Raw genomic sequence first — 13,054 nt, forward strand, 5'->3', positions numbered from 1 at the left:
TTCGGACATCCAGGCCTGGCGGCTTTCGACGTTTACGGTCCAGGCACACTGCCACCGCAAACGCTCCATAAAACGCGAAAGGAAATGCCATGAGCCACGATACTTACGAGCTCAAGGCCGAAGCGCGCGAACAGGTCGGTAAGGGGTCCGCCCGTGCAGTTCGCCGCAACGGTAAAGTGCCTGCAGTTATCTACGGCGACAGACAGCCTCCCCTGGCGATTGCGCTGAACTACAAGGACGTCTTCTACAAAATCCATGGCGGCGGGTTTTTGACCACGATCGCCACGATCGATGTCGACGGCAAGAAAATCCAGGTTCTGCCCAAGGATTTCCAGCTCGACCCGGTCAAGGATTTCCCGGTCCATGTCGACTTCCTGCGCATCGGCAAGGACACCGAGGTCAACGTCGACGTGCCTGTCCACTTCATCAATGAAGACAAGTCGCCCGGCATCAAACGCGGCGGCGTGCTCAACATCGTGCGTCACGAAGTCGAGTTCCACTGCCCGGCCAATGCGATCCCGGAATTCATCACCGTCGATCTCACCGGCGCCGACATTGGCGATTCGATCCACATCTCGGCGGTTACCTTGCCGGCCGGCGTCAAGCCGGTGATCTCCGATCGCGACTTCACCATCGCGACCATTGCCGGTTCCTCGGCGATGAAGCCGGAGACGGAAGAGACGGCGGAAGCGGCAGCCCCCGAAGCGGCGGCCCCTGCTGCCGAAGAGAAGTAATTTTCGGGCCCGGAGTTCACGATGCTTGTCTTTGCAGGCCTCGGCAATCCGGGCGCGAAATACGCTGATAACCGGCACAATGTCGGCTTCATGGCGGCGGACGCAATTGCCCGCCGCCATTCGTTTTCGCCCTGGTCGAAGAAGTTCCAGGGCCTGATCGCCGAAGGCACGATTGCCGGCGAGAAGATTCTGCTGATCAAGCCGCAGACCTTCATGAACCTGTCGGGACAGGCGGTCGGCGAAGCCTTGCGCTTCTACAAGCTCGGCCCCGAGGCGCTGACCGTCTTCTATGACGAGATCGACCTGCCCGCCGGCAAATTGCGGGTCAAGGTCGGTGGCGGCGCCGGCGGCCACAACGGCATCCGCTCGCTCGACCAGCATGTCGGCAAGAATTTTCGCCGCGTGCGCATCGGCGTCGGCCATCCCGGCGTCCGGGAAATGGTGCATGGCCATGTGCTCGGCGACTTCGCCAAGGCCGATCGCGAGTGGCTGGATGTGCTGCTCGACACCATCGCCGACGATGCCGGGCTGCTGGCCAAGGGCGACGACAGTTCCTTCATGAACCGCATTACTCTGGCCCTGCGTGACAAGCTGGTGCCGACCAGCGACGACGACCGGCCGCCGCCCAAGGCGCCGAAGGCTGAAGGTCCAAAGGCTCAAAGCCACATCCGCCAGGCCCGACCGCAGCAGGCGCCAGCCAAGCTGCCGGAAAGCGGCCCGATGGCGGCGATGTTGAAGAAGCTGTTCGGCAAGAAGGACTGAGCTTCGATAGGATCGGGACCGCAGGGCTTGACGTTCCTTACCCCTATCGCCCATAGCCCTCATCAAATTTCTAGTTTCCCGATAGGACCGGACGAACATGGGTTTCAAATGCGGTATCGTTGGCTTGCCCAACGTCGGCAAGTCGACGCTTTTCAACGCGTTGACCAGGACGGCGGCGGCGCAGGCCGCCAACTATCCGTTCTGCACCATCGAACCGAACACCGGCGAGGTGGCAGTGCCTGACCCGCGGCTGCAGAAGATCGCCGCGATCGCCAAGTCGAAAGAGATCATCCCGACCCGCATCTCCTTCGTCGACATTGCCGGCCTGGTGCGCGGCGCCTCCAAGGGCGAAGGGCTGGGCAACCAGTTCCTCGCCAACATCCGCGAGGTCGACGCCATCGTCCACGTGCTGCGCTGCTTCGAGGATGACGACATCACCCATGTCGAGGGCAAGATCGACCCTGTCGCCGACGCCGATACAGTCGAGACCGAGTTGATGCTTGCCGACCTCGACAGCCTCGAGCGCCGCATCGTGCAGTTCCGCAAGCGCGCCGGCAGCAAGGACAAGGAAGCAACCACCGTGCTGCCGATGATGGAGGCCGCACTCGAGCTCCTCCAGGCCGGCAAGCCGACCCGCATCCTGCTCAAGGGCATTTCAGCCGAGGATTTGCGCATCCTGCAGGGGCTGAACCTGTTGACCTCGCACCCCGTGCTCTATGTCTGCAACGTCGCCGAAGCCGACGCCGCCACCGGCAACGAGCACACCAAGGCCGTGGAAAAGATGGCGACAGCGCAGGGCGCCGGCACCGTCGTAATCTCGGCCGCGATCGAGGCCGAAGTCGCCCAGCTCTCGGACGAAGAAGAGATGGAGTTCCTGTCGTCGCTCGGTCTCGACGAACCCGGCCTCAACAAGGTCATCCGCGCCGGCTATGATCTGTTGCATCTCATCACCTATTTCACCGCCGGGCCGAAAGAGACGCGCGCCTGGACCATCCACAAGGGCGACAAGGCCCCGCAGGCCGCCGGCGTCATCCACACCGACTTCGAGCGCGGCTTCATCCGCGCCCAGACCATCGCCTATAACGACTACGTCACGCTGGGCGGCGAAGTGGCGGCCAAGGAGGCCGGCAAGGCGCGCGACGAAGGTAAGGAATATGTCGTCCAGGACGGCGACGTGCTGCTGTTCAAGTTCAACACCTGAGACGCCGAGGCATCTCGCGGCTCGCGCGCTGACCGCGGCCGATCACAGCTGCGTCAAGTGGAGGAGCCAGCCTGCCGCTTCGCTTGACTGCCCTTGGCACCGGGTCTAAGGCCCTCTGCATCCGACTGGCCGTGGCCGTGGGAACTGCCGCGCGTGCAAGACCCATCGCTATCGAACGGAACCTCTTGGGCTCAACCAATGGAGAGCGGCGATGATCAAGGCCTTCGTCGTCGGCAATGACCGCCTGCGCCCCGCCGACGATCTCGTGGCCAATGGCGATCACGTCGTCTGGGCCGACCTTCTCAACCCGACCAAGGAAGAAGAAACAGCGATCGAGACCTGGCTCGGCGTTGCCATCCCGACGCGCGAGGAGATGGAGGAGATCGAGATTTCGAGCCGCCTCTACATCGAGGACGGCGCCTACTTCATGACCGCCACCTTGCCGGCGCAGACCGAAATCGATGATCCCTTGATGTCACCGGTTACCTTTGTGCTTGCCGGCCCGAGACTGGTCACCATCCGTTATCATGAGCCGAAGGCGTTCAAGACCTTTCCCCTGCGCGCCGAGAAGGTGGCGACAGGCTGCACCACCGGCAACACCATCCTGATCGGCCTGCTGGAGGCGATCGTCGATCGCCTAGCCGATATTCTCGAACGCGCCGGCCGTGACATCGAGACGATCTCGCGCGATATCTTCGAAGCGCGGTCGACCAAGGTGAACAAGCGCAATCGCGACTTCCAGGAACTGCTCAAGGCCATCGGCCGCAAGGAGGACATTGCCTCCTCGATCCGCGACAGCCTTATCTCGCTGCAGCGCCTCACCGGCTTCCTTGCCCATGTCGCGACCCAGATCAAGATGAGCAAGGACGTCCGCGCCCGCATCAAGACAGTATCGCGCGACGTGCTGTCGCTCGCCGACCACGCCACCTTCCTGTCGCAGAAGATCTCGTTCCTGCTCGACGCGACGCTCGGCATGATCTCGATCGAGCAGAACGCCATAATCAAGATCTTCTCGGTCGCCGCCGTCATCTTCCTGCCGCCGACGCTGGTAGCTTCGATCTACGGCATGAATTTCGACGTCATCCCGGAGCTGAAATGGGAGCTCGGCTATCCCTTCGCCATCGGCCTGATGATCCTGTCGGCGATCCTGCCGTTCTGGTATTTCCGCCGCCGCGGCTGGTTGTAGGCCCAATAGAATTCGCTTGACCAAACGCCGCCCGGACGGCATCCGGATGCCCGGTGATCGTACAACCGGATTGGGATCATGACCGCAAAAAGCTGGGCCTACGAGGATTTCACCGAGGGCGCATCGATCGACCTCGGCGCCAAGCAGGTGAGTGCGGCCGAAATCATCGAATTCGCCACCGAATTCGACCCGCAGCCGATGCATCTCGACGAAGCCGCCGGCAAGGCCAGCATCCTTGGCGGCTTGGCCGCCTCCGGCTGGCACACCTGCGCGATCTTCATGCGCATGCTGTGCGACGCCTTCCTGCTCGACTCGACCGCGCAAGGCGCGCCCGGCATCGACCAGGTCAAATGGAAGAAGCCGGTGCTGGCCGGCGACACGCTGGCCGGCAGCACCAGCGTGCTTGCCAGGCGCCTGTCGAAATCCAGGCCTCAGCTCGGCCTCGTCACCTTGCGCAGCGAACTGTTCAACCAGCGCGGTGAAAGCGTCTTCGAACTTGAGAACACTGTCATGTTCTTGACCCGCGAGGCCGGCGCATGAGCCTCGACGCGTTCTTCCGCATCGGCGATACCATCAACCTCGGTTCGCACACATTCGAAGCCGAGGCGATCAAGGCGTTCGCCTGCAAATACGATCCACAGGTCTTTCATGTCGACGAGGAGGCGGCGAAGAAAAGCGTGTTCGGCCGCCTCTGCGCCTCAGGCTGGCACACCGCGGCCACCTGGATGAAGCTCAATCTCAAAAATCCTATGGACGCTTCTCAATGGACCGGACCCGGCCCGGTACCAGAATTCGGCCCCTCCCCCGGCTTCAGGAACCTGAAATGGCCAAAGCCGGTCTATGCCGGAGAAACCGTCACCTTCATGCGCACGGCCCTGTCCCACCGCCCGCTTGCCACCCGCCCCGGCTGGCGCCTGCTGGCGCTGCGCTCGGAAGGTTCCGATTCGGCAGGCGACAAGGTGCTGGAGTTCGACAGCGCCGTGCTGGTGAAGGCTGGGTAGAGGGTAGGTTTTAGGCAGTAGGGATTAGGCAGCAGTGGGTGCTGCGCCTTGCACGGAATGCGGAGCTTCCCTCCCTACTCCCTACTCCCTACTCCCTAATGCCCCTCAAACCCGATCAACGTCCGCACCGGCACGCCCAGCGCTTCGAGCTTCGCCCGTCCGCCGAGATCCGGCAGGTCGATGACGAAGCACGCGGCAAGAATATCGGCGCCGATCTGCCTCAGCAACTTGACCGCCGCCTCCGCCGTGCCGCCGGTCGCGATCAGGTCGTCGACCAGGATCACCTTCTCGCCCGGCGCAACGCCGTCCTTGTGCATCTCCATCTCGTCCAGCCCGTATTCCAGGCTGTAGGCGACGCGTACCGTCTCGTAAGGCAGCTTGCCCTTCTTCCGGATCGGCACGAAACCGGCCGAAAGCTGGTGCGCGACCGCACCGCCGAGGATGAAGCCGCGTGCCTCGATGCCGGCGATCTTGTCGATCTTCTGGCCGGCATAGGGATGCACCAGCTCGTCGATGGCGCGGCGGAAGGCGCGCGCATTGCCGAGCAAAGTGGTGATGTCGCGAAACAGGATGCCGGGCTTGGGGTAGTCCGGAATGGTGCGGATCGCGGCGAGCAGCGTGTCTTCGAGCGAGGATTTCATGGGTCGAGATTACCTGAAACGGAGGTTGTTGCGCGACAATTGTTCGATCGAACTGCAGCCCATCAGCTTCATGCCGCGCTCGATCTCGACCCGCATCTGCTCCAGCGCCCGCTCTACGCCCGGCTGGCCGGCCGCCGCTAGCGGGAACAGATAATAGCGGCCGACGCCAACAGCCTTGGCGCCGAGCGACAGCGCCTTCAGCACATGGGTGCCGCGCTGCACGCCGCCATCCATGATGACGTCTATTCTGTCGCCGACGGCATCGACGATCTCGGCCAGTTGGTCGAACGCCGCCCGCGAGCCGTCCAGCTGCCGGCCGCCATGGTTGGACAGCACAATGCCGCTGCAGCCGATCTCGACGGCGCGCTTGGCATCCTCCACCGACATGACGCCCTTGAGACAGAACGGACCTCTCCACAGTCTGACCATCTCGGCAACATCGTCCCAGGTCATCGACGGATCGAGCATCTCGGTGAAGTAGCGGCTGATCGACATCGTGCCGCCGCCCATGTCGACATGCTCGTCGAGCTGCGGCAGCTTGAACCCCTCATGGGTGAAATAGTTGATCGCCCAGCCCGGCTTCAGCGCGAACTGCAGCATGCCGGCAAGGTTGAGCTTGAAGGGGATGGCAAAGCCGGTGCGCTTGTCGCGCTCGCGGTTGCCTCCGGTGATGCTGTCGACGGTCAGCATCATCACTTCGACTCCAACCGCTTTCGCCCGCTGCATCATCGCCCGGTTGAGGCCGCGATCCCGGTGGAAATAGAACTGGTAGACCTGCGGGCTGCTGCTGATCTTGCGCGCTTCCTCAAGACTGACAGTGCCGAGCGAGGACACGCCGAACATCGTGCGGAATTTGGCCGAAGCCTTGGCCACCGCGCGCTCGCCTTGATGATGGAACAGCCGCTGCAAGGCGGTCGGCGAGCAATAGACGGGCATGGCCAGCTTCTGGCCCATCACCGTCACCGACATGTCGATCTCGCTTACCCCGCGCAGCACGTTGGGAACGAGGTCGCAGCGCTCGAAGCTCTCGGTGTTGCGGCGATAGGTGACCTCGTCGTCGGCCGCGCCATCGATGTAGTTGAAGATTGGCCCAGGCAACCGCTGCTGGGCCATGCGCCGGAAATCGGAAAAGTTGTGACAGTCGCGTAGCCGCATCATCGATTCCCAGGTGTCTTATCGCCGGCAATCCTTCATCACCGGTCGCGCGTGCATACCAATCACATGGCGCCCTGCCAACGGACTTGTTCGACCAGGCGGGTGGTTGCACCCAAGGCGACAGCCCCCTGCCCGCTTCGGCAAGCAAAAAGGGCGCCCGAAGACGCCCTTTCCGATTTCACAGGGGTAGCGGCGGTTAGTGGGCCACGCCTTCCCATACCTTGCGCTTGGTCAGATACATCAGCGCCCCAAACAGAAGCAGAAACACCAGCACGCGGAAGCCGGTCTTCTTGCGGTCTTCCATATGCGGCTCGGCCGCCCACATCAGGAACGCCGAGACGTCGCGCGAATACTGGTCGATCGTCTGCGGCGAACCGTCATCGTAGGTGACCTGGCCGTCGGAGAGCGGCTTGGGCATCTTCAGCGACACGCCGGACATGAAGTATGGATTATAGTGGGTGCCTTCGGGGATCACCATGCCGGCAGGTGGCGTCTCGTCGTAGCCGGTCAGCAGCGAATGGATGTAGTCCGGGCCGCCCTGCGCATATTGCGTGAATATGTCGAAGACGAAGCGCGGGAAGCCGCGCTCGACGCCGCGGGCCTTGGCCAGCAGCGACATATCCGGTGGGGCAGCGCCGCCGTTGGAAGCGGCAGCCGCCTCCTCATTGGCGAACGGCGCCGGGAAATGGTCGGACGGCTTGCCCGGCCGGTCGAACATGTCGCCGGCATCGTTGGGTCCATCATGGATGGTGTACTCAGCCGACAGGGACTTGATCTGCGCTTCCGAATAGCCGAGGTCCTCCAGCGTGCGGAACGCCACCAAATTCATCGAGTGGCAGGCCGAGCAGACTTCCTTGTAGACCTTCAAGCCACGCTGCAGCTGCGCCTGGTCGTAGGTGCCGAACGGACCGGCAAAAGTCCAGTCCATCTCCTTCGGCTCGTGGATCGGGAAATGCGTCGGTGCCGCCGCGTTGTGCGCCTCTTCAGCGGCAATCGCCACACTGCCGACGGCTCCGATGCCAGCGGCAAACACGCCTAGCAGGGCGAGCGAGGTGAGAATCTTTTTCATGCCAAATCCCCTTAGATTCTCACTCAGCCTTTGGTTTCCGGCGCCGCGGTCGCACCGGCCGGATGTCCCCCTCCGGCACCCTTGTTCTTCTCCAGCACCGCCTCGGTGATCGAATTCGGCAGTCTGCGTGGCGTCTCGATCAGGCCAAGCACCGGCAGGATGACGAGGAAGAAGGCGAAGTAGAACAGTGTCGCCGCTTGAGCGTAGCCAACGTAGTTGCCCGAGACCTCACCTATCAGGAGGGTCAACAGACCGCCGCCTTCCGCCGGCTGCGAGCCAAGCCAGCCAAGCAGGACAGCGTCGGCGACGAACAGCCAGAAGAACAGCTTGTACCAGGGCCGGTAGACCGCCGAGCGCACCTTGGAGGTGTCGAGCCACGGCACCAGGAACAGCATGACGATGGCGCCGAACATGCACAGCACGCCACCGAGCTTGGAGTTGATCGGCCCGATGTTGAAGGTGATCGCGCGCAGGATCGCATAGAACGGCAGGAAGTACCATTCCGGCACGATGTGGGCCGGCGTCTTCAGCGGGTTGGCGATCGTGTAATTGTCCGGATGGCCGAGAAAGTTCGGCAGGTAGAAGACGAAATAGGCGAAGAAGAACAGGAACACGATCATGCCGAATGCATCCTTGATGGTCGCATAGGGCGTAAAGGCAACGGTGTCGGTCTTCGATTTCACCTCGATGCCGGTCGGGTTCGACTGGCCGACCACATGCAGCGCCCAGACGTGCAGCACGACGACGCCGGCAATCATGAACGGCAGCAAATAGTGCAGCGCAAAGAAGCGGTTGAGCGTCGGGTTGTCGACGGCGAAACCGCCGAGCAGCAGTTCCTGGATCCAGTTTCCGACCAGCGGAATGGCGCTGAAGAAGCCGGTGATGACGGTGGCGCCCCAGAAGCTCATCTGACCCCAGGGCAGCACATAGCCCATGAAGCCGGTCGCCATCATCAGCAGATAGATGATGCAGCCGAGGATCCACAGCAGCTCACGCGGCGCCTTGTAGGAGCCGTAATAAAGCCCGCGGAAGATGTGGATGTAGACAGCGACGAAGAAGAACGAGGCGCCGTTGGAATGCATGTAGCGCAACAGCCAGCCCGAATTGACGTCGCGCATGATCTTCTCGACCGAATTGAAGGCGAGGTTGGTGTCGGCGGTATAGTGCATGGCCAGCACGATACCGGTCAGGATCTGCGCCACCAGCATGATCGTGAGGATGCCGCCGAAGGTCCACGCATAGTTAAGGTTGCGCGGCACCGGATAGGCGATGAAGCTGTCATATACCATGCGCGGCAGCGGCATGCGGGCGTCGAACCAGCGTTCGATACCGGTCTTGGGCGTATAGGTCGAGTGTCCCTCGCTCATCGAATTATCCCCTGCCTCAACCGATGAGGATTTTGGTATCGGAAATGAACTTGAATACCGGCACGGCCATATTTTCCGGCGCCGGGCCTTTGCGGATGCGGCCGGCGGTATCGTACACCGAACCGTGGCACGGGCAGAACCAGCCGCCGAAATCGCCTTCCTGGCCAAGCGGAATGCAGCCCAGATGCGTGCAAACCTGCACCATCACCATCCAGGCTTCCTTGCCGGGCGTGGTGCGGTTGGCGTCGGTCGCCGGCGCATCGGCGGGCAGATTGGCGTTGCGGGCGATAGGATCCTTGAGGTCGGCAAGGTTCACGGCTTCGCCGTCCTTCATCTCCTGCTCGGTGCGATTGCGCACCACGACCGGCTTGCCGCGCCATTTGACAATCAGCGACATGCCAGGCGTCAGCGAGGCGACATCAACCTCGACCGAGGCGAGCGCCAGCGTCGAGGCATCGGGGCGCATCTGGTCGATGAACGGCCAGGCAACGGCGCCTGCGCCAACGACTGCGGCCATGCCGGTGGCGACGTAGAGAAAATCACGACGGTTGGGATCCTGGGTGTCGGTTGCGCTCACGGGTGCCTGATCCTTTCGCCTCTTCCGAGCCGGCGGCCGAGCTTTGTCCCCGCTCCATCGCGCCGGCCCGACAGCGCATGGCGAACAAGCTAGCGAATTCCTCCGGCATTTGGATTTCGGTTTATGCGTGAAGCCCGTTTTTGTCCAGCGGGCTGAGGCCACAAGGGCAGATTGTCGCGGGGACAGAACAGCGCGTCAGTTGGCCAGATGCCCAAAGGTCGGCAAAGGCGGCTAAACAACAGGGAAATATCAGCAAATCCGAGGCTCCCCGCCTGTCTCGACAGGACAGGTTGCCGTGATCTAGTCTCGCCGGCATGGCACACATCATCGACCGCGAGACCTGGACCAGGACGCCCGGCCGCTGGCAGGGCGAACTGCAATGCGGCGCCTACGACTCCAACTCCTGCCTGATTTTCAACTATCAGGAAGAGATTGGCGGCGGCCCGCGCCTGCACACGCATCCCTATTGTGAAATCTTCATCATCCGGCAAGGCATCGGCCTGTTCACGATCGGCGACCAGCAGATAGAGGCCACGGCCGGCCAGATCCTGATCGTGCCGCCCGATACGCCGCACAAATTCACCAATCTTGGCCCAGGCCCGCTCGAAAGGACCGACATCCACGAAAACGGCAGCTTCATCACCGAATGGCTGGAATGATTGTTGCCGGCTGGTGACCTCTAGCTTGCACCGAGCCTGACCAGCACGGCCCTTGGGATATCGTATTCGCGGATGGCCGACTCATGCCGGCGCAGGCCGCAGAGTTCACGCTGGATGAAATAGGCGTGCACCGCCGCGGCAGCCTCCTTGAGCAGCCGCGGTCGCTGCTCCTCGTCGCCGTTGTTCTGACGGAGCTTGGCCAGCGTTTCCTCGACCCGTTGGCCGGCACGGCCGAGCGCTGCGGCCTTTTCAGCCAGTATCTCATGGCCGAGGGCGTCGAACGCGGCTTCGGCAGCCGAGGCGCCTAGGGATGGCGGACGCAGTGACATCTCAGCCTCCTTTTCTGTCTTGAGAGAGCATCATGCGGTGCGTGACGAATTCTTCGCCCACCACCGGCTGGAAGCCAAGCCGTTCATAGAACCCAAAGGCTCCTTGTGGCGCGCGGGTGTTCAGCACGGCAAAATGCTGACGTGCCCTGTCAATGACGGTCTCGACCAGCATGCGGCCAACGCCGCTGCGGCGATGACGCGCGCTGACGAACAGGTGCCTGACCCGGCCGTGGTCCCTGCCTTCGAAATAAGGATCGATGTTCAACCCGCACACACCAGCGAGTTCTCGGCCATGCCATGCACCAAACAGCGCCTCGCCTCGTTTCAGGAACTTGTTGCGGCCGCCCGCCCAGCCATCCGCCAGCCGCACCAGCATCCAGTAGCCTTCCAGCCGGCTCTCCTCCTTCAGCGCATCGAAGGCCGGCGCGGTTGGCCGCAGCCGCTTGAGGACGTAGCCGATATCAGGCGACGCTGCCATGCCCTACTCCGCCGGCCGTGTCTCTTCCAGCACGCTTTCCTCGTGGTAGAGGAAGCCGCCGGACTGCCGCTTCCACAGCCGCGCATAGAGCCCGTCGAGCGCCACCAGCTCGTCATGCGTGCCCTGTTCGACGATGCGGCCTCCGTCCAGCACCACAAGACGGTCGAGCGCGGCGATGGTCGACAGCCGGTGCGCTATGGCGATGACCGTCTTGTTCTCCATCAGCCTGGCCAGATTCTCCTGGATCGCCGCCTCGATGTCGGAATCGAGCGCCGAGGTCGCCTCGTCGAGGATCAGGATCGGCGCATCCTTGAGGAAGACGCGGGCGATCGCGACGCGCTGGCGCTGGCCGCCCGACAGTTTCACGCCGCGCTCGCCGACAAAAGCCTCGTAGCCGGTACGGTCCCGGTTGTCGCGCAGGCCCAATATGAACTCGTGCGCCTCGGCCTTCTTCGCCGCCGCGATCACCTCTGCGTCAGTTGCATCCGGCATGCCGAGCTTGATGTTGTCGCGTAGCGAGCGGTGGAACAGCGCCGTGTCCTGGCTGACCACGCCGATATTGGCGCGCAGCGAGTTCTGCGTCACCTCGGCGACGTCTTGCCCGTCGATCAGGATTTTCCCGCTCTCGAGGTCGTAGAGGCGCAGGATGAGATTGGCTAAGGTCGTCTTGCCCGCACCGGACGGCCCGACCAGCCCGACCTTCTCGCCAGGCTTGACCACAAGGTCGATGCCATTCAGCACGCCAAAACCCTTGCCGTAGTGGAACTCGACATTCTTCACCTCGATGCGGCCGCCGGCGACGACAAGCTCTTTCGCATCCGGCGCATCGACAAGGCCAAGCGGCTGCGAGATCAGCGCCTTGGAGTTTTCCAGGACGCCGAGATTTCGCAATATGCCGTTGAGCTGCATCATCACGCGCCCGAGCAGCATGTTGAGCCGCAAGACCAGCGACAGCGTGAACGCGACGGCGCCGACGGTGATCGACCCTTCGACCCAGAGATAGACGGCAAAGCAGCCAATCGCGGTGATCATGATGCCCGACAGCGTCGTCAGCGCCATGCGCACGCCGGTCAGCCGGCGGGTGAAGGGCCGTAGTGCATCGAGATAGATGTCGAAGCCGTTCTTGATGTAGCGGTCGTCGCCGTCGGCCGAGAATAGCTTCAGCGTCTGCACGTTGGAATAGGAATCGATGATGCGCCCATTGATCATCGAGCCAGCTTCAGCCGTGGCCTCGGCATGCCTGCGGATCGAGGGCAGATAGAGCTTGGCCAGCCAGGCGAACGCGAGGATCCAGATCACCACCAGCACGGCCAGGCGCAGATCCAGCCCGGCGACCAGCGCCAAGGTCGTCACCGTATAGATGAGCATGAACCAGATGACCTCGATGAAGCTCTCCATCAGGTCGCCGGTCGCCTGCCCCGCCTGCCAGACTTTTGTCGCGATACGGCCGGCGAAATCGTTCTGGAAGAAGGTGTAGGACTGGCGCGATACGTGCCGGTGCGCCTGCCAGCGCACCAGATTGTAGAAGCCCGGCGTGATCGTCTGTTCGTTGACCAGCGCCGACAGGCCGACGACGATGGTGCGGATGACCAGCACCACTGCGATCATGAAGACAAGCTCAGGCCCGGCGGCGGTCCACAGCGCGTCCCAGCTGCGTTCACCGGGAAGCTGGTCGAGAATATCGACCAGCCGCCCGACGAAGTAGAAAAGCCCGGCCTCGATCAGCGGCGCGATGCCGCCGATGACCAGCATGGCGAAGAAGGCGAACTTCGCCTGGCCGACATAGTGCCAGAGGAAGCCGCCGACGCTTGGCGGTGGCCGAAGGTCCGCCGGCTCCCTGAACGGATAGACCCAGTCCTCGAACCAGCGATAGACGGCTGTCATCATGCTGACGT

Annotated in this window: 15 protein-coding genes; 7 read left to right on the plus strand and 8 right to left on the minus strand. The window is 62.7% G+C overall.

Going from position 1 to position 13,054, the window contains the following annotated elements:
• Positions 1-89: 89 nt before the first annotated feature.
• The 6 genes from NKJ78_RS10160 to NKJ78_RS10185 all read left to right on the plus strand — a co-directional run bounded on the left by NKJ78_RS10160 (position 90) and on the right by NKJ78_RS10185 (position 4,884).
• On the plus strand, positions 90-734 hold the full coding sequence (locus tag NKJ78_RS10160) for a 50S ribosomal protein L25/general stress protein Ctc (RefSeq protein ID WP_023686131.1): 645 nt from the start codon (positions 90-92) through the stop codon (positions 732-734).
• A gap of 21 nt (positions 735-755) precedes the next feature.
• A complete protein-coding gene (gene pth, locus NKJ78_RS10165; RefSeq protein WP_023737808.1) occupies positions 756-1,496 on the plus strand; it encodes an aminoacyl-tRNA hydrolase in 741 nt (246 codons plus the stop codon).
• A 97-nt stretch (positions 1,497-1,593) separates the two neighbouring features.
• Positions 1,594-2,697 (plus strand): redox-regulated ATPase YchF, encoded by a 1,104-nt coding sequence (gene ychF / locus NKJ78_RS10170; protein WP_023695807.1) that lies wholly within the window; start codon positions 1,594-1,596, stop codon positions 2,695-2,697.
• 211 nt (positions 2,698-2,908) lie between these two features.
• Positions 2,909-3,883, plus strand: coding sequence for a magnesium/cobalt transporter CorA (gene corA / locus NKJ78_RS10175; RefSeq protein WP_023728252.1), 975 nt, complete (start codon positions 2,909-2,911; stop codon positions 3,881-3,883).
• A gap of 78 nt (positions 3,884-3,961) precedes the next feature.
• Entirely contained in the window at positions 3,962-4,423 is a 462-nt protein-coding gene (locus tag NKJ78_RS10180; RefSeq protein WP_023670033.1) for a MaoC family dehydratase, read from the plus strand.
• Positions 4,420-4,884, plus strand: a complete 465-nt coding sequence (locus tag NKJ78_RS10185; RefSeq protein ID WP_023733357.1) for a MaoC family dehydratase — start codon at positions 4,420-4,422, stop codon at positions 4,882-4,884. Before NKJ78_RS10180 ends, NKJ78_RS10185 begins: the two co-directional genes overlap by 4 nt.
• A 95-nt stretch (positions 4,885-4,979) precedes the next feature.
• Here NKJ78_RS10185 and NKJ78_RS10190 read toward each other — a convergent pair whose 3' ends face one another.
• The 5 genes from NKJ78_RS10190 to petA form a co-directional block, all read right to left on the minus strand.
• Positions 4,980-5,525: an adenine phosphoribosyltransferase gene (locus tag NKJ78_RS10190; RefSeq protein ID WP_013529989.1), complete on the minus strand. Its 546-nt coding sequence runs from the start codon at positions 5,523-5,525 to the stop codon at positions 4,980-4,982.
• A 9-nt stretch (positions 5,526-5,534) separates the two neighbouring features.
• The gene (locus NKJ78_RS10195) at positions 5,535-6,680 is read right to left on the minus strand and encodes an alpha-hydroxy acid oxidase (RefSeq protein ID WP_352459846.1); all 1,146 of its coding nucleotides are present in this window, start codon (positions 6,678-6,680) and stop codon (positions 5,535-5,537) included.
• A 196-nt stretch (positions 6,681-6,876) separates the two neighbouring features.
• Positions 6,877-7,749 carry a cytochrome c1 gene (locus tag NKJ78_RS10200; protein WP_023737806.1) on the minus strand — a complete coding sequence of 291 codons (873 nt, stop codon included), beginning with the start codon at positions 7,747-7,749 and terminating at the stop codon, positions 6,877-6,879.
• Positions 7,750-7,772: 23 nt separating this feature from the next.
• The gene (locus tag NKJ78_RS10205) at positions 7,773-9,116 is read right to left on the minus strand and encodes a cytochrome b (RefSeq protein WP_023670028.1); all 1,344 of its coding nucleotides are present in this window, start codon (positions 9,114-9,116) and stop codon (positions 7,773-7,775) included.
• Positions 9,117-9,132: 16 nt separating this feature from the next.
• Positions 9,133-9,693: a ubiquinol-cytochrome c reductase iron-sulfur subunit gene (petA, locus tag NKJ78_RS10210; RefSeq protein ID WP_023670027.1), complete on the minus strand. Its 561-nt coding sequence runs from the start codon at positions 9,691-9,693 to the stop codon at positions 9,133-9,135.
• Positions 9,694-10,007: 314 nt separating this feature from the next.
• Between petA and NKJ78_RS10215 the strand changes: the two genes are divergently transcribed.
• On the plus strand, positions 10,008-10,352 hold the full coding sequence (locus tag NKJ78_RS10215) for a cupin domain-containing protein (RefSeq protein WP_352562428.1): 345 nt from the start codon (positions 10,008-10,010) through the stop codon (positions 10,350-10,352).
• Positions 10,353-10,372: 20 nt separating this feature from the next.
• On the opposite strand, the gene NKJ78_RS10220 is transcribed toward NKJ78_RS10215, so the two are convergent.
• The 3 genes from NKJ78_RS10220 to NKJ78_RS10230 are packed head-to-tail and all read right to left on the minus strand — an operon-like array spanning position 10,373 to position 13,046.
• The gene (locus NKJ78_RS10220) at positions 10,373-10,681 is read right to left on the minus strand and encodes a DUF6665 family protein (protein WP_023670023.1); all 309 of its coding nucleotides are present in this window, start codon (positions 10,679-10,681) and stop codon (positions 10,373-10,375) included.
• A gap of 1 nt (position 10,682) precedes the next feature.
• Positions 10,683-11,159 (minus strand): GNAT family N-acetyltransferase, encoded by a 477-nt coding sequence (locus tag NKJ78_RS10225; RefSeq protein ID WP_023737805.1) that lies wholly within the window; start codon positions 11,157-11,159, stop codon positions 10,683-10,685.
• Positions 11,160-11,162: 3 nt separating this feature from the next.
• Entirely contained in the window at positions 11,163-13,046 is a 1,884-nt protein-coding gene (locus NKJ78_RS10230; protein ID WP_023695811.1) for an ABC transporter ATP-binding protein, read from the minus strand.
• Between the last annotated feature and the right edge of the window lie 8 nt (positions 13,047-13,054).

Origin of the sequence: Mesorhizobium sp. M0037, assembly GCF_040323635.1 — a bacterium.
Lineage (GTDB): Bacteria > Pseudomonadota > Alphaproteobacteria > Rhizobiales > Rhizobiaceae > Mesorhizobium.